General features: G+C 72.8%; 25 protein-coding genes. 16 read left to right on the top strand and 9 right to left on the bottom strand.

Features of this window, described 5'->3' with window-relative positions; genetic code table 11:
- Positions 1-285: 285 nt before the first annotated feature.
- The 5 genes from ACIBCJ_RS27210 to ACIBCJ_RS27190 all read left to right on the top strand — a co-directional run bounded on the left by ACIBCJ_RS27210 (position 286) and on the right by ACIBCJ_RS27190 (position 6,138).
- Positions 286-1,494, top strand: coding sequence for an ROK family transcriptional regulator (locus ACIBCJ_RS27210; RefSeq protein WP_362096438.1), 1,209 nt, complete (start codon positions 286-288; stop codon positions 1,492-1,494).
- A 460-nt stretch (positions 1,495-1,954) separates the two neighbouring features.
- A complete protein-coding gene (locus ACIBCJ_RS27205) occupies positions 1,955-2,563 on the top strand; it encodes an N-acetylmuramoyl-L-alanine amidase (protein WP_362096441.1) in 609 nt (202 codons plus the stop codon).
- Positions 2,564-2,621: 58 nt separating this feature from the next.
- Complete coding sequence (locus ACIBCJ_RS27200) at positions 2,622-3,917, top strand: GAF domain-containing protein (protein WP_365979733.1); 1,296 nt, start codon at positions 2,622-2,624, stop codon at positions 3,915-3,917.
- A gap of 150 nt (positions 3,918-4,067) precedes the next feature.
- A complete protein-coding gene (locus ACIBCJ_RS27195; RefSeq protein WP_365979732.1) occupies positions 4,068-5,591 on the top strand; it encodes an aldehyde dehydrogenase family protein in 1,524 nt (507 codons plus the stop codon).
- 139 nt (positions 5,592-5,730) lie between these two features.
- Positions 5,731-6,138, top strand: coding sequence for an FKBP-type peptidyl-prolyl cis-trans isomerase (locus ACIBCJ_RS27190; protein WP_362503055.1), 408 nt, complete (start codon positions 5,731-5,733; stop codon positions 6,136-6,138).
- Positions 6,139-6,177: 39 nt separating this feature from the next.
- Here ACIBCJ_RS27190 and ACIBCJ_RS27185 read toward each other — a convergent pair whose 3' ends face one another.
- The gene (locus ACIBCJ_RS27185; protein WP_365979731.1) at positions 6,178-6,594 is read right to left on the bottom strand and encodes an SgcJ/EcaC family oxidoreductase; all 417 of its coding nucleotides are present in this window, start codon (positions 6,592-6,594) and stop codon (positions 6,178-6,180) included.
- Positions 6,595-6,746: 152 nt separating this feature from the next.
- Here ACIBCJ_RS27185 and ACIBCJ_RS27180 point away from each other — a divergent pair, with 152 nt between their 5' ends.
- The 5 genes from ACIBCJ_RS27180 to ACIBCJ_RS27160 all read left to right on the top strand — a co-directional run bounded on the left by ACIBCJ_RS27180 (position 6,747) and on the right by ACIBCJ_RS27160 (position 12,553).
- Positions 6,747-7,835 (top strand): MerR family transcriptional regulator, encoded by a 1,089-nt coding sequence (locus ACIBCJ_RS27180; protein WP_365979730.1) that lies wholly within the window; start codon positions 6,747-6,749, stop codon positions 7,833-7,835.
- Positions 7,836-8,301: 466 nt separating this feature from the next.
- Positions 8,302-9,327: a LacI family DNA-binding transcriptional regulator gene (locus tag ACIBCJ_RS27175; protein ID WP_362096459.1), complete on the top strand. Its 1,026-nt coding sequence runs from the start codon at positions 8,302-8,304 to the stop codon at positions 9,325-9,327.
- Positions 9,328-9,578: 251 nt separating this feature from the next.
- A complete protein-coding gene (locus tag ACIBCJ_RS27170; RefSeq protein ID WP_362503062.1) occupies positions 9,579-10,730 on the top strand; it encodes a cellulose binding domain-containing protein in 1,152 nt (383 codons plus the stop codon).
- Between the two features lie 152 nt (positions 10,731-10,882).
- Entirely contained in the window at positions 10,883-11,983 is a 1,101-nt protein-coding gene (locus tag ACIBCJ_RS27165) for a lytic polysaccharide monooxygenase (RefSeq protein WP_365979729.1), read from the top strand.
- Between the two features lie 144 nt (positions 11,984-12,127).
- A complete protein-coding gene (locus ACIBCJ_RS27160; protein WP_362096468.1) occupies positions 12,128-12,553 on the top strand; it encodes a luciferase family protein in 426 nt (141 codons plus the stop codon).
- Here the strand turns inward: ACIBCJ_RS27160 and ACIBCJ_RS27155 are convergent.
- A complete protein-coding gene (locus tag ACIBCJ_RS27155; protein ID WP_365979728.1) occupies positions 12,516-14,117 on the bottom strand; it encodes an MFS transporter in 1,602 nt (533 codons plus the stop codon). The two genes, ACIBCJ_RS27160 and ACIBCJ_RS27155, sit on opposite strands and share 38 nt — an antisense overlap.
- 120 nt (positions 14,118-14,237) lie before the next feature.
- The gene (locus ACIBCJ_RS27150; protein ID WP_362096474.1) at positions 14,238-14,711 is read right to left on the bottom strand and encodes a MarR family winged helix-turn-helix transcriptional regulator; all 474 of its coding nucleotides are present in this window, start codon (positions 14,709-14,711) and stop codon (positions 14,238-14,240) included.
- Between the two features lie 153 nt (positions 14,712-14,864).
- Here ACIBCJ_RS27150 and ACIBCJ_RS27145 point away from each other — a divergent pair, with 153 nt between their 5' ends.
- Positions 14,865-15,233 carry a DUF779 domain-containing protein gene (locus ACIBCJ_RS27145; protein WP_362096477.1) on the top strand — a complete coding sequence of 123 codons (369 nt, stop codon included), beginning with the start codon at positions 14,865-14,867 and terminating at the stop codon, positions 15,231-15,233.
- Positions 15,234-15,257: 24 nt separating this feature from the next.
- Here ACIBCJ_RS27145 and ACIBCJ_RS27140 read toward each other — a convergent pair whose 3' ends face one another.
- From ACIBCJ_RS27140 to ACIBCJ_RS27115, 6 genes are all read right to left on the bottom strand, one after another.
- A complete protein-coding gene (locus ACIBCJ_RS27140) occupies positions 15,258-15,452 on the bottom strand; it encodes a hypothetical protein (RefSeq protein ID WP_133886887.1) in 195 nt (64 codons plus the stop codon).
- A 116-nt stretch (positions 15,453-15,568) separates the two neighbouring features.
- On the bottom strand, positions 15,569-16,432 hold the full coding sequence (locus ACIBCJ_RS27135; protein WP_365979727.1) for a phosphatidylinositol-specific phospholipase C/glycerophosphodiester phosphodiesterase family protein: 864 nt from the start codon (positions 16,430-16,432) through the stop codon (positions 15,569-15,571).
- A gap of 138 nt (positions 16,433-16,570) precedes the next feature.
- Positions 16,571-17,659: an acyl-CoA dehydrogenase family protein gene (locus ACIBCJ_RS27130; protein WP_362503310.1), complete on the bottom strand. Its 1,089-nt coding sequence runs from the start codon at positions 17,657-17,659 to the stop codon at positions 16,571-16,573.
- On the bottom strand, positions 17,656-18,840 hold the full coding sequence (locus tag ACIBCJ_RS27125; protein WP_365979726.1) for an acyl-CoA dehydrogenase family protein: 1,185 nt from the start codon (positions 18,838-18,840) through the stop codon (positions 17,656-17,658). Before ACIBCJ_RS27125 ends, ACIBCJ_RS27130 begins: the two co-directional genes overlap by 4 nt.
- Positions 18,837-19,817, bottom strand: a complete 981-nt coding sequence (locus tag ACIBCJ_RS27120; RefSeq protein ID WP_365979725.1) for an NADPH:quinone oxidoreductase family protein — start codon at positions 19,815-19,817, stop codon at positions 18,837-18,839. The genes ACIBCJ_RS27125 and ACIBCJ_RS27120 overlap by 4 nt, the downstream gene beginning before the upstream one ends.
- Before the next feature lie 103 nt (positions 19,818-19,920).
- The gene (locus ACIBCJ_RS27115) at positions 19,921-20,493 is read right to left on the bottom strand and encodes an XRE family transcriptional regulator (RefSeq protein WP_362503319.1); all 573 of its coding nucleotides are present in this window, start codon (positions 20,491-20,493) and stop codon (positions 19,921-19,923) included.
- A 77-nt stretch (positions 20,494-20,570) separates the two neighbouring features.
- Between ACIBCJ_RS27115 and ACIBCJ_RS27110 the strand changes: the two genes are divergently transcribed.
- The 5 genes from ACIBCJ_RS27110 to ACIBCJ_RS27090 all read left to right on the top strand — a co-directional run bounded on the left by ACIBCJ_RS27110 (position 20,571) and on the right by ACIBCJ_RS27090 (position 25,366).
- Entirely contained in the window at positions 20,571-21,536 is a 966-nt protein-coding gene (locus ACIBCJ_RS27110) for an NAD(P)/FAD-dependent oxidoreductase (protein ID WP_365979724.1), read from the top strand.
- Positions 21,537-21,626: 90 nt separating this feature from the next.
- Entirely contained in the window at positions 21,627-23,165 is a 1,539-nt protein-coding gene (locus tag ACIBCJ_RS27105; RefSeq protein ID WP_365979723.1) for an ATP-dependent DNA ligase, read from the top strand.
- Positions 23,162-23,623, top strand: a complete 462-nt coding sequence (locus ACIBCJ_RS27100; protein WP_365979722.1) for an NUDIX domain-containing protein — start codon at positions 23,162-23,164, stop codon at positions 23,621-23,623. Before ACIBCJ_RS27105 ends, ACIBCJ_RS27100 begins: the two co-directional genes overlap by 4 nt.
- Before the next feature lie 95 nt (positions 23,624-23,718).
- The gene (locus ACIBCJ_RS27095) at positions 23,719-25,104 is read left to right on the top strand and encodes an NADP-dependent succinic semialdehyde dehydrogenase (protein WP_362096502.1); all 1,386 of its coding nucleotides are present in this window, start codon (positions 23,719-23,721) and stop codon (positions 25,102-25,104) included.
- 25 nt (positions 25,105-25,129) lie between these two features.
- The gene (locus tag ACIBCJ_RS27090) at positions 25,130-25,366 is read left to right on the top strand and encodes a DUF6213 family protein (RefSeq protein ID WP_003977626.1); all 237 of its coding nucleotides are present in this window, start codon (positions 25,130-25,132) and stop codon (positions 25,364-25,366) included.
- Positions 25,367-25,467 lie beyond the last annotated feature (101 nt).

Genomic DNA, 25,467 nt, shown 5'->3' with positions numbered 1-25,467 from the left:
TCCGCGTCGGGCGTCGCGGGCCTGGTCCCGCGAAACCGGGGCATGGCGGTCGGGGGCGCTCCCCGGCCGGCACGTCCGGGGCGTCCTGGGCGTCCCGGGCAGGGTCGCCCGCATGCGGACCGGGCCTGACCGTGTCCGGCCGGGGACCGGGCCGCGCGACACCGCGTCCCTGGCCTGGGACTGGACCGAGCGTCACCGTGGCTCCCGGCCGCGGGCCGGGCCGTACGACCCGGGTCCCCGACCGGGGGCCGGACGAGCGACGACAGACCAAGGACTGACGGAGGCATGACCGCACCGCCGCACGAAGCCCATCCGGCCCGCCCCGGGCGCGCGTTGCCGGACACGCAGCAAGGGATGCGACGCCGCAATCTCGCGCGCGTGATGCACACCGTCAGCGCCGAGGGCCCGCTGTCCAGGGCCGCCGTCGCCTCACGCATCGGGTTGACGCGGGCGGCCGTCTCCACTCTCGTGGACGAGCTCATCCGCTCGGGCCTGCTGGAGGAGCTGGGTCCCGAGCGTCCGGGTCGCGTGGGCAGGCCCGGGTCCGCGCTCGCCGTCAGCGGACAGGGCCCGGCCGGTATCGGGGCGGAGGTGGGTGTCGACCACCTCGCGGTCTGCGCGGTCGACCTGCGGGGGCGGGTACGCGCGCGTGCCGTGCGGTACGGGAGCAATCGGGGCCGTTCGCCCGAGAAGGTACTCGATCAGCTCACAGGCCTCGTGGGGCAGGTCGTCGCGGAGGCAGAGGCCGAGGGGCTGTGGCCGGCCGGGCTCGCGGTGGCGGTGCCGGGTCTCGTGGCGCGGGACGGCCGGACCGTCGTACGGGCCCCCAACCTGGACTGGCACGACGCGGACCTGGGCGCGCTGCTGCCCGCGGACCTGCCGCCGACCGTGGACAACGAGGCCAACTTCGGCGCGCTCGCCGAACTCTGGCTCGGTGACGGCACTCCGCGGGACTTCCTGCACGTCTCGGCCGAGATCGGCATCGGCGCGGCTGTGGTCTTCGACGGCCGGCTGCTGCGCGGTACCCGCGGTTTCGCCGGTGAGCTCGGCCATGTGCCGGTACGCCCGGACGGCCCAGAGTGCGCCTGCGGCGGGCGAGGGTGCCTGGAGCAGTACGCGGGCGAGAAGGCCGTGCTGCGCGCGGCGGGCGTGGCCCCCGGGGAGGACCGCGTCGGACTGCTCGCCGGACGCGCCGCTGAGGGCGACGAGGACGTACGGCGCGCCCTGCGTGACGCGGGAACGGCGCTCGGCATCGCCCTGACCGGCGCGGTCAACCTGCTGGACCCCGAAGGAGTGGTGCTGGGCGGCGCCCTGGCCGGGCTCGCGCCCTGGCTGCTGCCGTCGCTGCGCGACGAACTGGCCCGGCGCACGGCAGGCCCGGCGTGCCCGGTCTCGGTGTCGGAACTGGGTCCGCAGGGACCACTGCTCGGCGCGGCGCACTCCGTGATCCGGGCCGTGCTGGACGACCCGGGCGCGGTGGCGGAACGGGCCTGACGCCCATCCGTCCTCCTCCCCCCGCCGCCCCGTCTCCCTTCTCGCCCGAGCGGCTGCCCCTGCCCCCAGCCCCAGCCCCAGCCCCAGCCCCAGCCCCAGCTCCAGCTCCCGATGGTCCTCAGAAGGACCGGCTCGACACTCTCGTCACTCGATCGAGTGAGCGCAGTGTCCACAAGGTGGTGGCTGTCCACCGAACGGCGCGGCGCTCTACTGCGCAATCCCCGCTCCCCGTACGGTGATTCACGCGGACGCACCTCGCCCCACGGGTGACCGGACGTCCGTGTCGGCTTCGGCTCCGCAGCCATGCCTCGTTGACGTGACGCCCTGTCATGACGGCCCGTCCCTGCCGTCCCGTCATGACGGTCCGCCATGCCGCCGGGTCGTGTCGCTCGGTCATGCCGGACAGCTGAGCACCCACCCCCCACCGGGCCGAGGGCCCACCGACGAAAGGGCAACCCCCATGGACAGGGAGAGGACAGTACCCGTTCCGAGCAGGCGGCGGATCCTTAAGGGCGCCGCGCTGGCCACCGTCCCCTGCACCCTGCTCTCCGGCACCCGGGCGGCCGCCGCACAGGCCCGCGCCGCCGACTACCCCACTGCCGAGTGGCAGCCGGCCACCTCGTCCAACTACAGCCGGTCGACCCGTCCCACGAGCTATCCCGTCGACTACGTGGTCGTCCACGTCACGCAGGAGACGTACGACGACACCTTGTCCATCTTCCGCGACCCCGGGAAACAGGTCTCCGCGCACTACGTCGTCCGGTCCGGCGACGGGCACGTGGCGCAGTGCGTCCGCGAGACGGACATCGCCTGGCACGCGGGCAACTGGGACTACAACACCCGCAGCATCGGGATCGAACACGAGGGGTGGGTGGACCAGCCCGAGTACTTCACCGACGCCCTGTACGAACAGTCGGCCCGGCTCACCGCGGCGATCTGCACCGCCTACGGCATCCCGAAGGACCGCAGCCGCATCATCGCCCACCACGAGGTTCCCGGCAGCGACCACACGGATCCGGGTCCCTTCTGGGACTGGACCCGCTACATCAGACTGGTCAACTTCTTCTGACCCACTTGCGGGGTTCGGCCGGTCCAGGTGGTTGTCCGCGCCTGGCCACGGAGTCACGATGTCCCGTACCGCACCGCCGCCCGGGGAGGCCGAGTTGACCGAGTCATGGCTGGCCCTGGAACCGGGGGCGGATCCCGTGGAGCGTGCGCGCGCCCTTCGCCGGGCGCACGAGGCGTTCACCGAGGCGGGCACGGTGTCTCGGCCCGTGCGCGCGGTGGTGGCGGACTCGTGGCGGCGGTCGGTCCACGCGGGTGTGGGCCCGGACGGCACCGCGAGCGTGGAGCTGACGGACGGTGACCTCGGCACCTACCGGTCCGAGCACCCGCTGGCCCGGGTCATGCCACTGGTCCGGGAGCTCCTGGGGTCGTTCGCCGCCGACGGCGAGCATCTGCTCGCGGTGTGCGACGCGCACGGCCGGCTGTTGTGGGTCGAGGGGCATCCGGCCACCCGGCGCCTGGCGGGACGGATGAACTTCGTGCCCGGCGCCCGCTGGGCGGAGTCGGCCGTCGGGACGAACGCGCCGGGCACGGCGGTGGCCGTCGGGCGCCCGGTGCAGGTCTTCGCGGCCGAGCACTTCATACGCCGGGTCCATCCCTGGACCTGCGCCGCCGCTCCGGTGCACGACCCCCGCACCGGGCGGGTGCTGGGCGCCGTGGACATCACCGGAGGGAACGGTCTGGCGCATCCGCACAGTCTGGGCTTCGTACAGGCGGTGGCGCGGGCCGCCGAGTCGCAGCTGGCGCTGCTCACTCCGGAGCGGCCCGGGACCGGGGCGGCCGAGCTGACCGCGCTGGGCCGCGACGAGGCCCTGCTGCGCACGGACGGCCGCCGGGTGCGGCTGAGCCGGCGGCACAGTGAGATCGTCGTACTGCTGGCCCACCACCCGGAGGGCCTGAGCGGTGACGAGCTGCTGTGCGCTCTGTACGAGGACGAGACGGTGCCGCCGGTGACGCTGCGGGCGGAACTGGCGCGGCTGCGGGGCATCCTGGGCCCGGGGCGGCTGGCCTCCAGACCGTACCGGCTCACGATGCCCGTCGCGTCCGACGCCGCCGTTGTCGAACGTCGTCTGCGGGCCGGTGCGGTCACGGCGGCCGCGGCGGAGTACGCGGGGCCCCTGCTGCCCGGCTCCCGGGCTCCGGCGGTGGCACGGCTCAGGCGCCGGCTCGCCGACGGTCTGCGCGCGGCCCTGATCGCCTGCGGCGACCCCGACCTGCTCGCCGACTGGGCGCACGCCCCCTGGGGGGAGGACGACTTCGACATATGGCGCGCGCTGGCGGCGGTCCGCCCGACGGCGGCGACCGCCGCCCGGCTCGCGGCACTGGAGTCCGAGCTGACCGCGGCGGACACGTGGTGAGCGTTCACCGGTGAGCGTTGCTCCAGGAAGACCGAGCGGTCACGACGGCGCACGCGGCCTCACTGCAACGTCACTGCAACGTCCCGCTTCCTAGCCTCACGCGCGGAGCTGTCCGACGACGGGCAGTGCTCGACGAGGGAGGCACTCAGGATGACCCGTTACGCGGCGCCCGGCACCGAAGGCGCGATCGTCTCCTACCAGTCCCGCTACGACCACTTCATCGGCGGGGAGTACGTGCCCCCGGCGCGCGGTCAGTACTTCGAGAACCCGTCCCCGGTCAACGGTCTGCCGTTCACCGAGGTCGCGCGCGGCACCGCGGACGACGTGGAGCGGGCGCTCGACGCCGCCCACGAGGCAGCTCCGGGCTGGGGCCGCACCTCGGTGACGGAGCGTTCCGACGTCCTGCTGAAGATCGCGGACCGCATGGAGGCGAATCTGGAGCGTCTGGCGGTCGCCGAGAGCTGGGAGAACGGCAAGCCGGTGCGCGAGACGCTGGCGGCGGACATCCCGCTCGCCATCGACCACTTCCGTTATTTCGCGGGCGCGGTCCGGGCCCAGGAGGGCTCTCTCGGTGAGGTCGACGACGACACCGTGGCGTACCACTTCCACGAGCCGCTGGGAGTGGTCGCGCAGATCATCCCGTGGAACTTCCCGATCCTGATGGCGGCCTGGAAGCTCGCCCCCGCCCTCGCCGCCGGGAACGCGGTGGTCCTCAAGCCCGCGGAGCAGACGCCGGCCTCGATCCACTACTGGCTGAGCCTGGTGGCGGACCTGCTGCCGCCCGGTGTCCTCAACATCGTCAACGGCTTCGGGGTGGAGGCGGGCAAACCGCTGGCGTCGAGCCCCCGGGTGGCGAAGGTGGCCTTCACCGGGGAGACCACCACCGGGCGGCTGATCATGCAGTACGCCTCGGAGAACATCAAGCCGGTCACGCTGGAGCTGGGCGGCAAGTCACCGAACATCTTCTTCGACGACGTCTGGGCGCGGGACGACGATTTCCGGGACAAGGCCCTCGAAGGCTTCACGATGTTCGCGCTCAACCAGGGCGAGGTCTGCACCTGCCCGTCCCGGGCCCTCGTCCAGCGCGGCAGCTACGCCGAGTTCATGGAGGCCGCCGTCGCCCGCACCGAGCTGATCAAGCCGGGCCACCCGCTGGACACCGACACGATGATCGGCGCGCAGGCCTCGAACGACCAGTTGGAGAAGATCCTCTCCTATCTGGACATCGGCCGCCAGGAGGGCGCCAAGGTGCTCACCGGTGGGGAACGGATCGAGCACGACGGCGAGTTGAAGGGCGGCTACTACGTCCAGCCGACGGTCTTCGAGGGCCACAACCGCATGCGGATCTTCCAGGAGGAGATCTTCGGCCCGGTCGTGTCGGTGACGTCCTTCGACGACTTCGACGACGCCGTCGGGATCGCCAACGACACCCTGTACGGCCTCGGCGCCGGGGTCTGGACCCGCGACATGAACACCGCCTACCGCGCGGGGCGTGCGATCCAGGCGGGACGTGTGTGGACGAACTGCTACCACGCCTACCCTGCGCACGCCGCCTTCGGCGGTTACAAGCAGTCGGGCATCGGCCGGGAGAACCACAAGATGATGCTGGAGCACTACCAGCAGACCAAGAATCTCCTGGTGTCGTACTCGCCCAGGAAGCTCGGCTTCTTCTAGGCACCCGGGAAAGGGGGCCTGACTGGGCACGACCAGGCGGCTCGCCCGGCCGGGCCCCCGTGGGCCGGGGACCTGCGCTCTCGGTAGTGTGTCCGGCCGGTCCGTGCGACGGCTTCCGGCTGAGAGTGATGAGGCTGCAATGAGTGAACCGACGAAGCCCGAGGTCGACGTTCCGGAGGGTGACGCTCCTGCCGAGCTGACCGTCCGGGACCTGGTCGTCGGGGACGGTGCCGAGGTGAAGCCGGGCATGGTGGTCAGGGTCCACTATGTCGGGGTGACCTTCGAGACCGGGAAGGAGTTCGATGCCTCCTGGGACCGGGGTCAGCCGTTCAAGTTCGCCCTGGGCAGTGGCAAGGTCATCAAGGGCTGGGACCGGGGGGTGAGGGGGATGAAGGTCGGCGGTCGGCGCGAGATCATCGTTCCCCCGCGTCTCGGCTACGGCAATCAGTCGCCCTCTCCCTTGATCCCGCCCGGCTCGACCCTGGTCTTCGTGGTGGACCTGCTGGACTCGTATTCCAGGACGACCGGGTGGAGCAAAGTCTGGTGAGGCCGGTCGCCCCTCCCCCGCGCCGCGGAAGCGACAGCCTCAATGCGGCGTCCGGACCTCGGTGTTCTGGCAGGCGTGCAGCAGCCAGCGTCCGTCGTCCTGCTTGGTCATCACGTACAGCGGGGCGCCCTCCGTGTCGCCCTCGGCCGAGCGGTAGACCTGCCGGACCTTGACCGCGGCCACGTCCGGGCGCAGGAACTGCGTGTGGGTCACCTCGTAGGTGACGTCGCCGTCCCACACGGCGGCGGGCAGGACCGCACGGGTGAACCCGGCGATCGCGTCGAGGCCCAGGAGGACCTTGCCGTGGGCGGTGGTCCAGAGCGCGTCGGGGTGGAAGAGGGTGAGGAACCCTTCGGCGTCCTTGGCGCGCTGCGTGCGTTCGACGGCGGCCACGACGCCTTCGATGGCCTTGATGTAGGCCGGGTCTGCTTCCACGTATGCGTCTTCTGCGCTCATGCGGACCACTGTCGTACCTCAAGTGCGCGTGAGGTCAAGGCCGCAATGGTGGACGGGCGGGCTGTGCGGGCCGGCCGGTTGCCCGGGGGCGTCGGCCCGTGGTTGACCCTCGACCTGGTCGAGGGACCAGGGTGGCGGACGTGGAGAGCGAGATGCGCAGCATTGGGGAGATGGCCCGCGACAGCGGACTGGGGGTGAGCGCCCTGCGGTTCTACGACCGCGCAGGCGTGCTGGTCCCGGCGCGGGTCGATCCCGTGAGCGGGTACCGCTGGTACGCCCCGGGACAGCTCGAGGAGGCCAGGGTGCTGGCCCGGCTACGGCGGGCGGGCATGCCGTTGGCGGACATCCGGCTGGTGCTGGCCGGCTGGTCCGGCCCGGACACGGACCTGGTGCGCGGGCTTCTCGGGGCGCACCTGCGCCGTCTCGAACACGGGCTGACCGAGGCCCGCGGCGAGTTCTCCGCACTCGAAGCGCTACTCGATCGCAGGGAGAACCCCATGACCGCCTCGCCGCGTACCGGCACCGTCCGGCTGTCCCTTTCCGCGTCCGCACTGGCGGGCGCGCTCGACGCGGTCCGTTTCGCCGTCGGCAAGGATCCCGAGCTGCCGATGCTCGGCGGCGTGCTGTTCGACGTCGACGGTGACGCGCTGCACGTGGTGGCCACCGACCGGTACCGGATGGCCGTCGCACGCGTGGGCGGTGCCGGACACGGTGGCCCGCGTGAGCAGGTTCTCGTGCCCGCCCCGCTCGCCGACGCGATGCGCGCGCTGCTGGGTGACGACGGGGCCGCGGACTTCGCCGTGGAGGGCGACCGCATGACGCTGGAGGCGGGAGAGCGCCGGGTGTCGGGCGAGCGTCTCGCGCACGACTTCCCCGACTACCGCCGTCTCGTCCGGCTGCCGTCGGGGCGGCGGACCGTCGTCGACGTCGCCGGGTTCCGGGAGGCGCTGAAGGTTGGTCCCGTCCGCGTGGCGGAGGCGGGCGGGCCCGGCCGTGCGGCGCGGGACGTCAGTGTGCTGGCGACGGCGGACGACGGCTCGGTGGTGGTCTGCGGGGACAGCGACGAGGACTGGAACAGCGTCGGCGTCGACCGCGGGTTCCTGCTGGACGCGCTCGCCGCCGCGGGCCGGGACCGGCTCGTCCTGGAGTTCGGTGCCGCCCCCACGACACCCCTGGCGATCCGCCGGGTGGACGACGCGGGGACGTTCTCGCTGCTGATGCCGGTCCGCCTGGACGACTGACGGTGAGCGGGCCGCCCCTCGCCGCGGCCCGCCCCGTCCCCGCCCCGCCGCCGCCTTCGCTCACGCCCTCCCCCGCGGCCCGCGCCCACGCCCTCACCCTCGCCCTCGCCCTCGCTCTCGCCCTCGCCCTCGCCCACGGTCCCCGCGTTTCCCGGACTGGCCACGTTGTCAGTGGTCTCGCATGGTCGACCCCGCCGACACGGCAAGGCCGCGCGGGCACTGGGACGGCCCGGTCCGGCGCCGTGCCGAGCAGGGTCGACCGCCTGGCCCACCCTGGGGGACCTGCGCACCGTCCTGAAGAGCCGCCGGCCGGGGGCCCTTCCGGACCTGCCCCCTGCGCCGGCGTCGGCCGACCTCCACCCGTACGATTCCCACCGGTCTGCCCGCCTCCACCCGCACGATCCCCCGCAGGGCCCGGGCGGGTCGCCGTAGTATCGGATGATCTCGTGGGGGAAGGCGGGCGGACATGGGCAGACAGCGTCCCGGTACGCCGACGCTGGAGGAGGTGGCCGCCCGCGCAGGCGTGGGCAGGGGCACCGTCTCCAGGGTCATCAACAACGCGGCCGGCGTGCGGGATTCGACCCGCCGCGCCGTGCAGCGGGCCATCGCCGAGCTGGGGTACGTGCCGAACCTCGCGGCGCGTTCCCTGGCGGGCCACCGTGCCGACGCCGTCGCGCTGGTGATGACGGAGCCGGACTGGCGGCTGTTCGGGGAGCCGTTCTTCACCGAGATCGTCCACGCCGTCGGCGACGCCCTCACGGACACCCCGGTGCAGCTGCTGCTCACCCTGGTCCGCACGGACACCGAGCGGCAGCGCTTCGTGGAGTACGCCCGCGGCGGCCGGGTCGACGGCGTGCTGCTCATGTCCGTGCACGCCGAGGACCCGCTGCCGGACATGCTGGCCAAGGCGGGGCTGCCCACCGTGATGCTGGGGCGCCGTTCCGGCGAGGAGAGCGTCACGTACGTGGACGCCGACAACGCGGGCGGGGCGCGCGGCGCGGTGACGTACCTGCTGGAGGCCGGCCGGAGCACGATCGGGGCGATCAGCGGACCGCTCGACATGTACGTCGCCCAGTGCCGGCTGCGCGGATACCGCGATGCGCTGGAGTCGGCGGGCGTGGCCGCGGGGTCGTCGTTGGTCGTCGAGGGGACCGACTTCACGGAGGAGAGCGGGCACCGGGCGATGACCGAACTGCTCGACCGGCACCCGGACCTCGACGCGGTCTTCGCCGCCTCCGACACGATGGCCGCCGGGGCGCTCCACGCGCTGCGCGCCGCGGGCCGCCGGGTGCCGCAGGACGTCGCGGTGATCGGGTTCGACGACTTCCACCCGGCCCGCCGCACGGATCCGCCGCTGACGACCGTCCGGCAGCCCCTTGAGGAGATCGGCCGCACGATGGTGCGGCTGCTGCAGGAGGAGATGGAGGACACCCCGGTCGCCTGGCGGCAGGTCATCCTCCGTACGGAACTGGTGATCCGAGCCTCCGCCTGAGCGAGGGGGACCGACGCCCGAGGGCCGTGTCCGCCGGGGACTGCGCCGGGAGCGCTCCCGGCAGGGCGTGCCTCTCACCTGGGGCTTCGAGATTCATTCGACAATCCGGGTGCGCACAGTCTTGTCAGGAACATGAACCACTCCTACAGTCCTCAATCAACCGGTAAGTGGGAGCGCTCCCATCAGTGGGGAGTTGGGAGCGCTCCCGCACCGGCCCCTCCCTCCCCCGCACCCTCCCGGAGAGGCCCCCCATGCGAACGTTACGGCCCCGAGTCCGCGCCCCCCGCGGCCTCTTAGGCGCCCTCGGCGCGGCCTGCGCGACCTTCGCCCTCGTCGCGTCACTCGTGACCGCCGCGGCGCCGGCCCAGGCGGACACCACACTCTGCGAGCCCTTCGGGACGACCACGGTCCAGGGGCGGTACATCGTCCAGAACAACCGCTGGGGCTCCAGCGCCACCCAGTGCGTCACCGCCACCGACACGGGCTTCCGGGTCACCCAGGCGGACGGCTCGACGCCGACCAACGGGGCGCCGAAGTCCTACCCCTCGATCTTCAACGGCTGTCACTACACGGCTTGTTCGCCGGGCACCAAGCTCCCCGCCCGGCTCGACACCATCTCCTCGGCGCCGTCCAGCATCTCGTACACCTTCGTCGGCAACGCGGTCTACAACGCCTCGTACGACATCTGGCTGGACCCGACCCCCCGTACCGACGGGGTGAACCGGACCGAGATCATGATCTGGTTCAACCGGGTTGGGCCGATCCAGCCCATCGGCTCGCCGGTGGGGACGGCCACCGTCGGCGGGCGGACCTGGGAGGTGTGGAGCGGCGGCAACGGCTCCAACGACGTGCTGTCCTTCGTGGCCCCGTCGGCGATCAGCGGCTGGAGCTTCGACGTCAAGGACTTCGTGCGGGAGACGGTCGCCCGCGGACTCGCCGGGAACGACTGGTACCTGACGAGCGTTCAGGCAGGGTTCGAACCCTGGCAGAACGGTGCCGGGCTGGCCGTGAACTCCTTCTCCTCCAGCATCGAGACCGGCGGCACACCGGGCGGCGACCCCGACCCCGGGAATCCGGGCGGCACGTCGGCGTGCGCGGTGTCGTACGGCACGAACGTCTGGCAGGGCGGTTTCACCGCGGACGTGAAGGTCACCAACACCGGCACCGCCCCCGTCGACGGCTGGCGGCTCGCCTTCACGCTGCCCTCCGGTCAGCGGATCGCCAACGCCTGGAACGCGTCCGTCACGCCCGCCACGGGCAGCGTCACGGCGACCGGAGCGAGCCACAACGCCCGCATCGCCCCCGGCGGCAGCCTGTCGTTCGGCTTCCAGGGCACCTACGGCGGCACCTTCGCCGAGCCGGCCGGGTTCCGCCTGAACGACGTCGCCTGCACCACGGCGTAACGGTCACACACCCACCGTCTCCTCGCCCGTCCGGTCGATGCGCCCGCCCCGGACGGGCGAGGGTTCCATCGTGACTCGATCTTGTCATGAACCGATCACCACGATGCTCACCACCAATCTGCTCATCCATGGACCGGAACCAGGAGACCCCTATGGTTCGACGCACCAGATTCCTGTCTCTAGCGGCAGTACTGGCCACCCTGCTCGGCGCGCTCGGCAGCGCCCTTCTGCTCGGGCAGGGCCGGGCCGAGGCGCACGGCGTGGCGATGATGCCCGGCTCCCGCACCTACCTGTGCCAGCTGGACGCCAAGACCGGCACCGGAGCCCTCGACCCGACGAACCCGGCCTGCCAGGCCGCGCTCGACCAGAGCGGGGCCACGGCGCTGTACAACTGGTTCGCCGTACTCGACTCCAACGCGGGCGGCCGCGGCGCCGGTTACGTGCCGGACGGCAGCCTGTGCAGCGCGGGCGACCGCTCCCCGTACGACTTCTCCGCCTACAACGCGCCCCGTGGTGACTGGCCCCGCACGCACCTGACGTCGGGGGCGACGATCCCGGTGCAGTACAGCAACTGGGCCGCCCACCCGGGGTCCTTCCGGGTGTACCTGACCAAGCCGGGCTGGTCGCCCACGTCCGAGCTGGGCTGGGACGACCTGGAGCTGATCCAGACGAAGACCAACCCGCCCCAGCAGGGCTCGCCCGGTACCGACGGGGGCCACTACTACTGGGACCTCGCGCTTCCCTCGGGCCGCTCGGGCAACGCGCTGATCTTCATGCAGTGGGTGCGTTCCGACAGCCAGGAGAACTTCTTCTCCTGCTCGGACGTCGTCTTCGACGGCGGCAACGGGGAGGTCACCGGCATCCGCGGTTCCGGCAGCACTCCGGACCCGGACCCGACAGACCCGACCGACCCGACCGACCCGACGGACCCGCCCACCCACACCGGGTCCTGCATGGCCGTGTACGCCGTGCAGAACTCCTGGAGCGGCGGCTTCCAGGGCTCGGTCACGGTGATGAACCACGGGACCGAGCCGCTGAACGGCTGGGCGGTGCGGTGGCAGCCGGGCAGCGGCACGACGCTCGGCGGAGTGTGGAACGGCTCGGCGTCCAAGGGCAGCGACGGCACGGTCACGGTGCGGAACGTGGACCACAACCGGGTCGTACCACCGGACGGGAGCGTGACCTTCGGCTTCACCGCGACGTCGACGGGCAACAACTTCCCGGCCGACTCGATCGGCTGCGTCACTCCCTGAGGAGCTGAGGAGCTGAGGAGCTGAGGAGCTGAGGAGCTGAGGAGCTGAGGAGCTGAGCAGCTGAGCAGCCCCTGCGACCTCACGTGCCGGTTAAGAATCGCTCAACCCCTGGTTGCGAAGCGGTGATAGGGCGACGATAGGGCCATGACTCTGGCCCAGCGCGCCTTTGAGCGGCTGCACGCCTGGCCGGACCTGACCGCAGGTCCGGCCAGTTGCCGAACCGGACGGGCGCTGCGCTCCGTCCGGGACGAGATCGTCCACTTCCACTCGGACCGGGACGTGGACCTCCACCTCACCCACCGGGCCATCCAGCGCTTCCAGTACGACCTCGGCGGGTCCACCGCCATCCGTCTGGTGCCCGACTCCCGCTGGGTGACCGTGCACCTGGACTGCGACGCGGACGTCGACCTGCTGCTGAGCCTGACGAGCATCGCCCTCAAGGCCCACCAGTCCCGGCCCCCGGCCGACCTCACCGCGGCGGCCCCCGGGGTTTCCGGGCCCTCGGCGCCCCCGGGGTGCAATTTCCACCGGGTCACGGTGCTTCCGCGCTCCGTGGCCGGGGAAGCCTGAGTCCGGCCGCGGCGAGGACCGCGCCCAGCACGCAGAGGGCGCCGGTGACGATCACGGCCACGTGGACGCCGTTCATGAACGCCTGCCCGCTGCCCTCCACCACGGCGGCCCGCAGCCCGGCCGGCAGGTCGCCGGAGACGGGTGCCACGCCCATCGCCACGGCGTCCTCGGCCTCGCCGAGACGGTCGGCCACGGCCGGCGTCACGCCGGCGTCGATCAGCTCGCCGGTGAGGGTCGCCCCGACTCGGGCGCTGATCAGGGAGACCAGCACCGACGTGCCCAGCGCGCCGCCGATCTGCAGGGTCGTCGCCTGGAGGCCGCCCGCCACGCCGCCGTCGCGGACGGGGGCGTTGCCCACGATGGCGTCGGAGGAGGCGGACATCACCATGCCGACGCCGAGGCCGAGCGCGATGAACGGCGGCCACATCGTGGCGTAGGAGGAGTCGGTCTGCCAGGTGAGCATGCCGAAGCAGGAGGCCGCCTGGAGCAGCATGCCCAGCGGCATCGTCAGCCGGGGGCCGAACCGCTGGGTCAGGGCCGCGCCCAGGGGTGAGGCCACCAGCGAGGCGAGGCTGAGCGGGAGCGTCCGCACGCCGGCCTCGACCGGCGTGAAGCCGCGCACGTTCTGCAGGTACAGCATGACGAAGAAGATCACACCGAGCATGACGAAGAAGTTCAGCGCGGTGACGATCGCCCCGATGGTCAGCGCGCGGCTGCGGAACAGCCGCATCGGCAGCAACGGGTGCTCCACGCGCATCTCGTACCGGCCGAACACGAGCAGGAGTACGAGGCCGGCGGCGACGGCACCGAGGGTGCCCGCGGAGGTCCAGCCCCAGGTCTCGCCCTTGACGACACCGAAGACGACGGCCAGGAGGCCGAGGGCGAGCAGGACGAGACCGGGTATGTCGAACCGTTCCCGGCCGCCCGCGTTGCGGCTCTCCGGAAGGACGAGTGCGCCGAAGACGACGGCGGCGACTCCGATGGGCGCGTTGATGTAGAAGACCGACTCCCAGTCGACGTGCTCCACGAGGAGGCCGCCGACGATGGGCCCGAGCGCTGTCGCGACGGCGGAGACCATGGCCCAGACGCCCACCGCCATGGCGAACTTCTTCGGCGGGAAGACGGAGCGGAGCAGTCCGAGCGTGTTGGGCATCAGCAGTCCGCCGAAGGCTCCCTGGAGGGCCCGGAAGGCGACCACGCCCTCGATCGAACCGGACAGGCCGATGGCGACCGAGGCGAGGGTGAACCCCGCGACGCCCACCAGGTAGTAGGTGCGGCGGCCGAAGCGGTCACCGAGCTTGCCGCCCAGGATGAGGGTGGCGGCGAGGGCGAGCAGATAGGCGTTGGTCACCCACTGGAGCTGGGCGGTGGACGCGTGCAGGTCGCTGCCGATCTCGGGGTTGGCGATGGCGACGACGGAGCCGTCGAGCTGGACCATGAACAGTCCGAACGCGACGGCGAGGAGGGTCAGCCACGGGTTGGCCCGCAGACGGCCGGCCGCCCCTGGGGCGGGGGCGGTCTCGGCCGCGGGCATGGTGGAGTGATCCACGGACGTGGACGGCATGAAGGAGCCTTCTCTTCCTGAGGCGGGGGCACCGCAGCGAGGCGTGCTGCGGGAAGGGGAACTGCCGGAAGGGGTGGTACGGGAAAGGGAACGGCGCGCCGCGAGGGGCGGGCCCGCGTGTCAGCGAGCGCCGGGGTGGAGATGCCGCGTCAACGCGTCGAGGGCGTCCAGGGCGGAGCCCAGCGCGCCCTGCTGGCCCTCGGTGAGGGAGGTCAGGGCGTGGCGGATGAACGTGGTCTCCAGTTCCCGCACCTCGGAGAGCCGCTCACGGGCCGTGGCCGTGAGGTGGAGGTGGGCGACCCGCTTGTCGGCGCTGTCCCGCCGGCGCTCCAGGTCACCCTGTTCGGTGAGCTGGGAGACCAGCGCGCTGACGTTGTTGGGCTTCATCAGCAGGGACTCGGCGGCCTCGCGCACCGTGGCGCCCTCGTGCTGCGCGACGAACCGCAGCAGGGCGAGCTGGCCCTCGGGGGGCTTGGGGTGCGGGTACCGGGCGGCGACCTGTCGGTCCAGCGCCCGGTGCAGCGCGGGAAGGCACGCCGCGAGGCCGGAGGCCACGTGGTCGATGTCCCGGCTACGGGTGCTGGATTCGGTCACCCGCGGATAATAAGTATGGGCTCATAGGTATGTCAAAAGACATATATGAGAGAGGCGTGCCGAGAGGGACACGTCGAGAGCGGTACACCGGAAGCCGAGAGGGCTGCTGCCGCGCAACGCACTCGCAACCTTCCCCGTGGTGCCATACGCGACATGGGCGACACACACGAGGAGATCCCCCGCGTCGAGCTGACCCCCGAGGCGGCACTGCTGCTGCGACGGCTGAGCGACGCGCACGGCCCGTTGATGTTCCACCAGTCCGGCGGCTGCTGCGACGGCAGCGCCCCCATGTGCTACCCGGCCGGCGAGTTCCGCACCGGCGCCTCGGACGTCCTGCTCGGCGAACTGGCCGTGGACGGCGTCGCGGAGCCGGTGGGGTTCTGGATGTCGCGCAGCCAGTACGAGGTGTGGAGCCATACCCGGCTGACGGTGGACGTCGTCCCGGGCCGGGGCAGCGGCTTCTCACTGGAGGCACCCGAGGGGGTGCGTTTCCTCATCCGCTCCCGGGTGATCGACGGCTGAGACGCCGGGGCCCGGGGCGCCGGGTCACGGTCTGAGGCTGCTCACGATGTCCGCCGTCGCCGTCAGACCGCTGCTGATGGTCGGGGCGATGCTCGTGCTCGCCAGGTAGAAGCCGAGCAGCAGGCACACCAGCGCGTGCGAGACCTTCAGCCCGCCGTTGCGCAGGAAGAGCACCGCCAGGATGAACAGCAAGAGCACCACAGAGATGGAAATGGCCATCGTCAACCTCCTCCGCCACGTCCACTTCGCGGCGTTCGGCCGTAAGTGTGGCGTAGCGGAGGGTTCGTCCGGGCAGCTGACCTGTCCGCCGAACGAGTGGTGTTCCGGTGCCGTCCCTACCGCTTTCGGTGGGCGTCGAGGAAGGCCTCCAGGCCCGCCAGGTCGTCGGTGTTGAGATGGTCGACCCCGGCGGCGAGCAGTTCGCCCCACACGGCGTCCCGCGCGGGCCCGGCCACGTCGGGCGTGGCCCAGAAGCGCACCCGCTGCCCGCGCGCGTGGGCCGCGTCGGTGATCTCCCGCAGCCTGCGCCGCTCGGCGGCCGGGAAGGCGCCCACGCCCTGCCAGGTGAAGGTGAGCGTCCAGTTGTCGCTGATGAGCGGGACGAAGGAGGCCGGTGCGGCGGTGCCCAGGTCGGTGAGGCGGCCGTCGTAGAAGGCGCGGCGGGTGCGCTGGGCCGCCATGGGCGCGCGGGCGGCCCGGTCGCCGGAGACCACCGCGGTGACCGCGCCCGGGCGGACCCGTCCGTGGGCGTAGGAGGTGAACAGGTGCGGGTAGCGGCGCAGTCGGCGGTCCAGTTCGAGGTACGTCGACGCGCCTTCGGTCTTGATGTCGATCAGGAGTTGCAGGGAGCCTGCCTCCCGCGGGTACACCCGGCCGTGGCCCGCGCGGACGCGGGCGGCGAGCGGGTCGAGGTACAGGGACTCCAGGGTGCGGGAGGGGTCGAGGTCCTCGGGGTCGTGGGCGACGAGGAGTTGGCCGTCGACCAGGTAGATGTCGGCCTCGACGCTGCCGAAGCGGTGGTCGAGGGCGTCGAGGAGGGGGCGGGGGTGCTCGTAGTCGTTGTGGGCGTGCGCGCGCCACAACGGGCGCGGTCCGTGCCTGCCTTCGGACGCCAGCGCGGTGCCGGCGGGCAGGGCGACCGCGCCCGCGAGGGCGGCGCCGAGGGTGGTGAGGGCTCTGCGTCGGGTGGTGCCGGCCATGCTCTGCCTCCCTGGAGGTGCCGTACGGGACCCCAGTGAGTATGGGGGCCCGGTGGCCCCGGGGAGCAGAGCCCTGCGGGGAGTTGGCCGGACCGCCGCCGATCGTTCACTCGGGCTGCGCGGCGCCCGGACGACGCGTCAGGGCGCTCGCAGGTCGACCAGTTCGGCCAGCGCCGTGCGGTGGGTGCCCGCCGCCCCGTAGGCGATCGAGTCAGCCTTGGCCCGCTTGAGGTACAGGTGGACGGGGTGCTCCCAGGTCATGCCGAGCCCGCCGTGCAGTTGCAGCGCCTCCTCGGCGGCGTGGACGGCGACCTGGGCCGCGTACGCCTGGGCCACGGCGACCGCCACGTCGGTGTCCTCGCCGGTCGCCAGGGCGTCGGCGGCGCTCCGGGCGGCGGCGCGCAGGCCGGCCACCTCGAGCCACAGCCGGGCGAGCCGGTGCTTGAGCGCCTGGAAGCCGCCGACCTGCCGGTTGAACTGCTTGCGTTCCTTGAGGTAGCGGACCGTCTCGGTCAGCAGCCAGTCGGCGAGGCCCAGTTGTTCGGAGGCCAGCAGTCCGGCACCGGCACGCAGGGCCCGTCGCACGGCGGGCTCCGCGTCGCCGATCCGGCGTCCGGGCACCCCGTCGAGGGTCACCCGCGCCACCGGGCGGGTGGCGTCGAGCGACACCTGCGGGGTGACGCTCACGTCGGCTGCGGCGACCGCGTACAGGCCCCCGTCGTCCGCCGGCACCAGCAGCACGTCGGCGAAGGACGCGTCGGCGATTCCCGTCAGCTCCCCGTGCAGCGTGCTGCCTTCGAGCCGTACGTGCGGCACGGCGCCGCCCGGTGCGACGTGCAGCCCGACGGCGAGCGCGGCCACGGTCGTGGCGGCCGCCAGCTCGGTGAGCAGGTCGTCGGCCCCGCAGGCCAGCAGCGCCTCGGTGGCGACGACGGCGCTCGTCAGGTACGGCACCGGTGCGACCGCGCGTCCCAACTCCTCCAGGACCACGGCGGCTTCCCGGTGCGTGGCGCCCTGCCCGCCCAGCCCCTCCGGGACCAGCAGTCCCGCCAGGCCCATCGAGCCGGCGAGGGTCTTCCACAGCGTCAGGTCGTGCGGGGCGGCCGATTCGGTGCGCGTGACGACGCCCGCCGGGTCGCAGTGGTCGGTGAGCAGGTCCCGGACGGCGGCGCGCAGCGCCTCTTCCTCCTCGGAGTAGAGGAGAGCGGGTTCCGGCTGTGCGCTCATCGGGCGAGGTCCTTCCATGCGACGTCCTTGTCGGTGCGCGGTTCGGCGGGCAGACCGAGGACGCGCTCGGCGACGATGTTCAGCAGGACCTCGCTGGTCCCGCCCTCGATGCTGTTGCCCTTGGACCGCAGGTAGCGGTATCCGGCGTCGCGGCCGGTGAAGTCGACCAGCTCGGGGCGGCGCATGGTCCAGTCGTCGTAGAGCAGGCCCTCCTCGCCGAGGAGTTCGACCTCCAGGCCGCTGATCTCCTGGTTGAGGCGGGCGAAGTTCAGCTTCATGCCGGCGCCCTCGGGGCCGGGCTGGCCCGCCACCAGCTGCTGGCGCAGGCGTACGCCGGTGAGGCGGGCGACCTCGGCCTCGACCCACAGCCCGAGCAGTCGCTGGTGCAGGTCGTGGGAACGCAGTTCGGGACGCTCCCGCCAGGTCGCGGCGATCTTGCCGATCATGCCGCCCTCGCGGGGGATCGGGGTGCCGCCGATGGCGACCCGCTCGTTGTTGAGCGTGGTCTGCGCGACCCGCCAGCCGTCGCCGACCTCGCCGAGACGGCGGGAGTCGGGGATGTGGACGTCGGTGAGGAAGACCTCGTTGAACTCGGCCTCGCCGGTGATCTGGCGCAGCGGCCGCACGTCGACGCCGGGGTCGGTCATGTCGCACACGAAGTAGGTGATGCCCCGGTGCTTGGGCACCTCCGGGTCGGTGCGGGCGATGAGGATGGCCCAGCGGGCGAGGTGCGCGCTGGAGGTCCACACCTTCTGCCCGTTGACGGTCCAGTCTCCGCCGTCGTCCCGCACCGCGCGCGTGCCGAGGGCGGCCAGGTCGGACCCGGCGCCCGGCTCGCTGAAGAGCTGGCACCAGACCTCCTCCCCGGTCCACAGCGGGCGCAGCAGCCGGCGCTTCTGCTCCTCGGTGCCGTACTGGAGGATGGTGGGGGCGGCCATGCCGAGGCCGATGCCGATGCGCCGCGGGTCGTTGTCGGGGGCACCCTCGGCCGCCAGCTCGGCGTCCACGACGGCCTGGAGGGAGCGGGGGGCGCCGAGTCCGCCGAGGCCCTCCGGGTAGTGCACCCAGGCCAGTCCCGCGTCGAAGCGGGCCCGCAGGAAGTCCAGGCGTTCGGTGGTCGACGGCGGATGAGCGGCCAGCAACTCCCGGGTAAGGCGGCGCAGTTCCGCTGCGTCCCTCATGCGTCGGCTCCCTTGTCCAGGTTCTCCGGTACGACGGCCACGCGGCCGGTCGTCCTTCCGTCGGCGACGCGCTGTACGGCGTCGGCGGCACCGGCGAGCGGCACCCGCTCGCTCACCAGCGGCTTGATCGCGCCCCGCGCGGCCAGCTCGGTGAGCTGCTCGTGGCAGTGCCGGACCAGCTCCGGGTTCTTGGTGTTGTACAGGCCCCAGTGCAGGCCGAGGATCGCGTAGTTCTTGACCAGCGCGTGGTTCAGCGCGGGGCTGGGGATCGTGCCGCTCGCGAAGCCGACGACGACGATCCGGCCCTCGAAGGCGACGGCCTTCGCGGACTGGGCGTAGGCCTGGCCGCCGACGGGGTCGTAGATCACGTCGGCGCCCCGGCCGCCGGTGGCCTCCTTCACCGCGGCGACGACGTCCTCGCCGTGCCGGTCGACGACCGTGTCGCAACCCAGCTCACGGGCGACGGCCGCCTTGTCCGGGCCACCGACGACGCCGATGACGGTGGCGCCGGCGGCCTTGCCGAGCTGCACGGCGGCGCTCCCGACGCCTCCCGCGGCGGCGTGGACGAGCAGGGTCTCGCCGGCCTCCAGGCGGGCCCGGCGGTGCAGGCCGAACCAGCCGGTCTGGTAGCCGATGTGCAGGGCGGCGGCCTCGGCGTCGTCCAGCGCGTCGGGCGCGGGCAGCAGGGCGCGCGCGTCCGCGAGGGCGTACTCGGCGAAGCCGCCGTGCGGCAGCGCGGGGTTGGCGATGACGCGGCGGCCGTCCTCGGTCTCGCCGCAGATCTCCACGCCGGGCGTGAACGGCAGCGGCGGCCTGACCTGGTACTGGCCCCGGCAGAGCAGGGCGTCCGGGAAGTTGATGTTCGCGGCGCGGACCCTCAGCAGGACCTGGCCCTCGCCGGGTGTCGGCGGCGCCACGTCCGCGAGGCGCATCACCTCGCCCGGTTCGCCGTTCTCGTGCACCTGCCATGCCTGCATGCGGGGCCTCCACCGACTGCGTCGTCCGACCGGGTCCATCGCATACTAAGCGGTCGCTTGCCGTTCAGGGAACAGCTTCCACGGCAGTCGTGCGTCACGGCCGTCAGGACCGCTTGGGCCGCGCCCGCACATGCATCCGCTCCCCCTGCGGGCCGAAGAGGCTGAGGAACTCGACCGGTGCCTCCCCCGCCGACCCGAACCAGTGCGGCACCCGGGTGTCGAACTCGGCGGCCTCTCCCGCCGTCAGCACCACGTCGTGCCGGCCGAGCACGAGCCGCAGCCTGCCGGAGAGGACGTACAGCCACTCGTACCCCTCGTGCGTGCGCGGGTCCGGCTCTTCCTCGCGACGGGGTATCAGCACCTTGAACGCCTGGAGTCCGCCCGCCTGGCGGGTGAGCGGCCAGTGGGTGCGGCCGTGGCGCGTGATCGGCTCGGCGTGCACCCGGGGGTCGCGGACCGGCGGAGCGCCGACCAGCTCGTCCAGCGGCACCTGGTGCGCCTGGGCGATCGGCAGCAGGAGTTCGAGGCTCGGTTTCCGCAGCCCCGACTCCAGCCGCGACAGGGTGCTCACCGAGATGCCGGTCGTCTCGGAGAGGGCCGCCAGAGTCACCTCCCGCTCCTTGCGGAGCTGGCGGAGCCGGGGTCCGACACCGGCGAGGACATCGTCTGCTGTCATACGGATATTGCAGAATCGGCAACTCTGTTTGTCAATCCCGGGGTCCAGGAGTGACCTTCTACGTGGAGGTGGTCACCATGACCCAGCACAGCACCACGACGCAGAGCAGCGACCCGACCGGCCGGTACGACGTGATCGTCGTCGGCGGCGGCGCGGCCGGACTCTCCGCAGCGCTCCTCCTGGGCCGCTCGCGGCTGCGCACCCTGGTCGTCGACGCCGGCGAGCCGCGCAACGCGCCCTCGGCCCACATGCAGGGGTACCTGACCCGGGACGGCATGTCCCCCGCCGAGTTCCTGGCCCTCGGCCGGGAGGAGATCGCCCGTTACGGGGTGGAGCTGGTCCGCGACCGCGCCGTGGACGTCGCGCGCGGCACGGACTTCGCGGTGGAACTGGCGAGCGGGGCCACGGTGCGCTCCCGCAGGCTGATCGTCACCACCGGGCTGAAGGACGAGCTTCCGCCCGTGCCGGGGGTCGCCGAGCGGTACGGGCGGGACGTGCTGCACTGCCCGTTCTGCCACGGCTGGGAGGTGCGGGGCGAACGCTTCGGCGTCCTGGCCACCAGCCCGCTCAGCGTGCACCAGGCCCTGATGGTGTCCGGCTGGTCGGACGACGTGACGCTCTTCCTGCACACGGTCGCCGAGCGCGAGCTGTCCGACGACGACCTGCGCCGGCTCGCCGCGGCCGGGGTCAAGGTGGTGCCGGGCGAGGTCGCCGGGTTGCGGGTCGAGGACGACCGGCTCACCGGGGTCCGGCTGGCGGACGGCACGGCGCACGAGCGCACGGTGCTGTTCGTCGCCCCGAAGGCGCTCCCGCAGACCGGCCTGCTGGAGCGGCTGGGGGCGGAGCTGCAGGAGACCCCGTTCGGCGCCTACCCCGTGGTCGATCCGACGGGCCGCACGAGCGTGCCGGGCGTGTGGACGGCCGGCAACGCGATGGGCTTCGCCGAGCAGGTCGTCCACGCGGCGAGTGGCGGCTACCGGGCGGCGACGGCGATCGTCGGCGACCTGATCATGTCGGACCTGGACGCGGCCGTCGGGGAGTGAGGGCACGGCAGAGCACCCGGAGGGGGCGTCCGCTGCCTCGCGTGGAACGCGCGGGGTGTACGACCGGCCACCGAGGTGCACCCTGTTGGCATGCTGCTTGCCCGGTTGGCCCAGGTGTCCCGGGAGGTCGCCGCCACGTCGGCGCGGTCCCGGAAGACCGTCCTGCTCGCGGAGCTGTTCCGCGAGGCGGAGGCGGAGGACGTGCCGGTCGTCATCCCGTACCTGGCGGGACGGCTCCCGCAGGGCCGGATCGGCGTCGGCTGGAAGGTGCTGGGCCGCCCGGTCCCGCCCGCAGACGCGCCGACCCTGACGGTACGTGACGTGGACGCCCGCCTGACCCGGCTGGGCGCGGTCTCGGGCGCCGGTGCGCAGGCCGAGCGGACCCGGCAGGTGGGCGAGCTGATGGGCGCGGCGACCGAGGAGGAGCAGCGCTTCCTGATCGGGCTGCTCACCGGGGAGGTGCGCCAGGGCGCTCTGGACGCGGCCGCCGTCGAGGGACTGGCCGCGGCGACGCAGGCGCCCCCGGCGGACGTGCGACGTGCGGTGATGCTCGCCGGCTCGCTCCAGACGGTGGCCGAGGCACTGCTCGCAGACGGCCCCGCCGCCCTGTCGGCCTTCCGGCTCACCGTCGGGCGGCCGGTGCTGCCGATGCTGGCGCACAGCGCGTCCTCGGTCGCCGAGGCGGTCGGCAAGCTGGGCGCGGCGGCCGTGGAGGAGAAGCTGGACGGCATCCGCGTCCAGGTGCACCGGGACGGCGGCACCGTGCGGATCTACACCCGCACCCTGGACGACATCACCGGCCGGCTCCCCGAGGTCACCCAGGCGGCCCTGGCACTGCCCGGGGAGCGGTTCATCCTGGACGGCGAGGCGATCTCCCTCGACGCCGACGGCCGCCCCCGCTCCTTCCAGGAGACGGCCGGCCGGGTCGGTTCCCGTACGGACGTCGCCACGGCCGCGCGGGCGCTCCCGGTCTCCGCGGTCTTCTTCGACGTCCTGTCCGTCGACGGCCGCGACCTGCTCGACCTGCCCCTGACCGAACGGCACGCGGAGCTGGCCCGGCTGGTCCCCGAGCCGCTGCGGGTACGGCGCACACTGGTGCACGACGCCGGGGACACCGGGGCCGCCGAGGAGTTCCTCGCCCGGACGCTGGAGCGCGGGCACGAGGGCGTCGTCGTCAAGGGGCTCGACGCCGCCTACAGCGCGGGCCGGCGCGGCGCCTCCTGGCTGAAGGTGAAGCCCGTCCACACCCTCGACCTGGTGGTGCTGGCCGCCGAGTGGGGCCACGGCCGCCGCACCGGCAGGCTGTCCAACCTCCATCTGGGCGCCCGCACCGCCGACGGTTCGTTCGCGATGCTCGGCAAGACCTTCAAGGGCATGACGGACGCGCTGCTGGCCTGGCAGACCGAGCGCCTCCAGGAGCTGGCCGTCGAGGAGCACGGCTGGGGCGTGACCGTACGCCCCGAACTCGTCGTGGAGATCGCCTACGACGGTCTCCAGCGTTCCACCCGCTACCCGGCCGGCGTCACCCTCCGCTTCGCCCGTGTGGTCCGCTACCGCGAGGACAAGCGCCCCGAGGACGCGGACACCGTGGAGACCCTGCTCGCCGCGCACCCCGGGGTGGCGCCGTGAGGCGCAGTGCGGGCCTGCTGCTGCACCGGCGCGGCCTCGGCGGGGAGCTCCAGGTGCTCCTCGGCCACATGGGCGGCCCGTTCTACACCCGGCGCGACGCGGGGGCCTGGACGGTCCCCAAGGGCGAGTACGACCCGTCGGAGCCGGCGTGGGAGGCGGCCCGGCGGGAGTTCGAGGAGGAGCTGGGGCTGCCCCCGCCCGAGGGCGAGGCCGTGCCGCTCGGCGAGGTGCGGCAGGCGGGCGGGAAGGTCGTCACCGTGTGGGCCGTCGAGGCGGACCTCGATCCGGCGGCGGTCCTGCCCGGCACCTTCACCATGGAGTGGCCGCCCAGGTCGGGGCGGACCGAGGAGTTCCCGGAGCTGGACCGGGTGGCGTGGTTCGCACTGGACGCGGCCCGCGAGGTGATCGTGAAGGCGCAGGCCGCGTTTCTCGACCGCCTGACGGAGCACTCGCACTGACGAGACGCCACGAGCAACACCGCGGCCCGTCCCCGTTGCGGCGCCCCGCGCCGCGCGCCGGGGTCGAGGCACGCACGCACCCAGGGAGGTCGGCCATGCCCATCGCGACGGTGAACCCGGCGAACGGCGAGACGCTCAGGACGTACGAGGCCATGGGCGAGGAGGAGATCGAGCGCCGGATCGAGCTCGCGGAGGCCACCTTCCGCACGTACCGCACCACGGGGTTCTACGAACGGGCCGGGCTGATGCGCCGGGCCGCCGACCTGCTGGAGGCCGACCAGAAGGAGATCGGCAGGGTCATCACCACGGAGATGGGCAAGCCGGTCAAGCAGGCCCGCGCCGAGGCGGTCAAATGCGCCAAGACGATGCGCTGGTACGCCGACCATGCGGCGGAGCTGCTGGCCGACGAGGAGCCCGCGGAGGCCGACGTGAAGGACTCCGGCGCCTCCCGGGCCCTGGTCCGCTACCGGCCGCTCGGTCCGGTGCTCGCGGTGATGCCGTGGAACTTCCCGCTCTGGCAGGTGATCCGCTTCGCCGCGCCCGCGCTGATGGCGGGCAACGTGGGACTGCTCAAGCACGCCTCGAACGTGCCGCAGACCGCCCTCTACCTGGAGGACCTGTTCCACCGGGCGGGCTTTCCCGAGGGCTGTTTCCAGACCCTCCTCATCGGGTCCGCCGCGGTCGACGACGTCCTGCGCGACGAGCGGGTACGGGCCGCCACCCTCACCGGCAGCGAGCCGGCCGGCCGCGCCGTGGCCTCCACCGCCGGAGAGATGATCAAGAAGACGGTGCTGGAGCTGGGCGGCAGCGATCCCTTCGTCGTCATGCCGTCCGCCGACATCGACCGGGCGGCAGCGGTGGCGGTGACCGCCCGCACGCAGAACGCCGGGCAGTCGTGCATCGCCGCCAAGCGTTTCATCGTGCACACGGACGTGTACGACGCCTTCGCCGAGCGTTTCGCCGAGGGCATGCGGGCGCTCAGGGTCGGCGACCCGATGGACGAGGAGACCGAGGTCGGCCCGCTCTCCAGCGAGCAGGGCGTGAACGACCTGGTGGAGCTGGTCGACGACGCGGTGCGCGGCGGCGCGACGGTGCTGTGCGGTGGTGAACGCCCGGACGGTCCCGGCTGGTACTACCCGCCGACCGTGCTGGCGGACGTCACCCGTGAGATGCGCATCCACCGCGAGGAGGCCTTCGGGCCGGTCGCCACGCTCTACCGGGCGGCGGACCTGGACGAAGCGGTGCTGATCGCCAACGACACCGACTTCGGGCTCAGTTCCAACGTGTGGACCCGCGACGACGCCGACGTGGACCGCTTCGTGCGCGACCTGGAGGCCGGCGGCGTGTACGTCAACGGGATGACGGCGTCCCACCCGGCGTTCCCGTTCGGCGGGGTCAAGCGGTCGGGGTACGGGCGTGAGCTGTCCGGGCACGGAATCCGCGAGTTCTGCAACATCACCACCGTATGGCACGGAGCGTGAGCCTTCCGCGACTACGATCCCCGTTGTGAACCGCGAAGTGACCCTGCCTCTGATCGTCGACGACCGCGGCACGCTCCAGGTCGCCGCGTCCGACGTGAGCAAGCTGCTGCGCACGGTGGGCGGGCGGTGGCTGCGGCTGGTGGAGACGGGCGAGGAGAGTCTGGACGAGGACACCGTCGCGGCCCTCACCATCGAGCTGGCCAAGCTGGCCGACCGGATCGACGTGGCCTGCATCGCGCACAGCAGCGGTCCCTCCTCCTGACGCCGGGGGGGGGGGGGGCGGGGGGGGGGGGGGGGGGGGGGGGGGGGGGGGGGGGGGGGGGGCGCGCCGCGCGCCCCGGGGGGGCGGGGCAGAGCCCCCGG

The organism is Streptomyces sp. NPDC051136, from assembly GCF_044455745.1.
Taxonomy (GTDB): domain Bacteria; phylum Actinomycetota; class Actinomycetes; order Streptomycetales; family Streptomycetaceae; genus Streptomyces.
Note: the sequence above shows the minus strand (reverse complement) of the source record. Positions and strands in the feature narration are given on the sequence as shown.

What these genes read in the sequence shown, in the direction of transcription:
- ACIBCJ_RS27195 (WP_365979732.1), top strand. Translation starts at nt 4,068, where the DNA reads ATGACCCGTTACGCGGCGCCCGGCACCGAAGGCGCGATCGTCTCCTAC.
- ACIBCJ_RS27210 (WP_362096438.1), top strand. Translation starts at nt 286, where the DNA reads ATGACCGCACCGCCGCACGAAGCCCATCCGGCCCGCCCCGGGCGCGCG.
- ACIBCJ_RS27135 (WP_365979727.1), bottom strand. Translation starts at nt 16,432, where the DNA reads ATGGCCGGCACCACCCGACGCAGAGCCCTCACCACCCTCGGCGCCGCC.
- ACIBCJ_RS27170 (WP_362503062.1), top strand. Translation starts at nt 9,579, where the DNA reads ATGCGAACGTTACGGCCCCGAGTCCGCGCCCCCCGCGGCCTCTTAGGC.
- ACIBCJ_RS27185 (WP_365979731.1), bottom strand. Translation starts at nt 6,594, where the DNA reads ATGAGCGCAGAAGACGCATACGTGGAAGCAGACCCGGCCTACATCAAG.
- ACIBCJ_RS27200 (WP_365979733.1), top strand. Translation starts at nt 2,622, where the DNA reads ATGTCCCGTACCGCACCGCCGCCCGGGGAGGCCGAGTTGACCGAGTCA.
- ACIBCJ_RS27095 (WP_362096502.1), top strand. Translation starts at nt 23,719, where the DNA reads ATGCCCATCGCGACGGTGAACCCGGCGAACGGCGAGACGCTCAGGACG.
- ACIBCJ_RS27175 (WP_362096459.1), top strand. Translation starts at nt 8,302, where the DNA reads ATGGGCAGACAGCGTCCCGGTACGCCGACGCTGGAGGAGGTGGCCGCC.
- ACIBCJ_RS27130 (WP_362503310.1), bottom strand. Translation starts at nt 17,659, where the DNA reads ATGAGCGCACAGCCGGAACCCGCTCTCCTCTACTCCGAGGAGGAAGAG.
- ACIBCJ_RS27125 (WP_365979726.1), bottom strand. Translation starts at nt 18,840, where the DNA reads ATGAGGGACGCAGCGGAACTGCGCCGCCTTACCCGGGAGTTGCTGGCC.
- ACIBCJ_RS27190 (WP_362503055.1), top strand. Translation starts at nt 5,731, where the DNA reads ATGAGTGAACCGACGAAGCCCGAGGTCGACGTTCCGGAGGGTGACGCT.
- ACIBCJ_RS27120 (WP_365979725.1), bottom strand. Translation starts at nt 19,817, where the DNA reads ATGCAGGCATGGCAGGTGCACGAGAACGGCGAACCGGGCGAGGTGATG.
- ACIBCJ_RS27155 (WP_365979728.1), bottom strand. Translation starts at nt 14,117, where the DNA reads ATGCCGTCCACGTCCGTGGATCACTCCACCATGCCCGCGGCCGAGACC.
- ACIBCJ_RS27145 (WP_362096477.1), top strand. Translation starts at nt 14,865, where the DNA reads ATGGGCGACACACACGAGGAGATCCCCCGCGTCGAGCTGACCCCCGAG.
- ACIBCJ_RS27115 (WP_362503319.1), bottom strand. Translation starts at nt 20,493, where the DNA reads ATGACAGCAGACGATGTCCTCGCCGGTGTCGGACCCCGGCTCCGCCAG.
- ACIBCJ_RS27140 (WP_133886887.1), bottom strand. Translation starts at nt 15,452, where the DNA reads ATGGCCATTTCCATCTCTGTGGTGCTCTTGCTGTTCATCCTGGCGGTG.
- ACIBCJ_RS27165 (WP_365979729.1), top strand. Translation starts at nt 10,883, where the DNA reads ATGGTTCGACGCACCAGATTCCTGTCTCTAGCGGCAGTACTGGCCACC.
- ACIBCJ_RS27180 (WP_365979730.1), top strand. Translation starts at nt 6,747, where the DNA reads ATGCGCAGCATTGGGGAGATGGCCCGCGACAGCGGACTGGGGGTGAGC.
- ACIBCJ_RS27110 (WP_365979724.1), top strand. Translation starts at nt 20,571, where the DNA reads ATGACCCAGCACAGCACCACGACGCAGAGCAGCGACCCGACCGGCCGG.
- ACIBCJ_RS27105 (WP_365979723.1), top strand. Translation starts at nt 21,627, where the DNA reads ATGCTGCTTGCCCGGTTGGCCCAGGTGTCCCGGGAGGTCGCCGCCACG.
- ACIBCJ_RS27160 (WP_362096468.1), top strand. Translation starts at nt 12,128, where the DNA reads ATGACTCTGGCCCAGCGCGCCTTTGAGCGGCTGCACGCCTGGCCGGAC.
- ACIBCJ_RS27205 (WP_362096441.1), top strand. Translation starts at nt 1,955, where the DNA reads ATGGACAGGGAGAGGACAGTACCCGTTCCGAGCAGGCGGCGGATCCTT.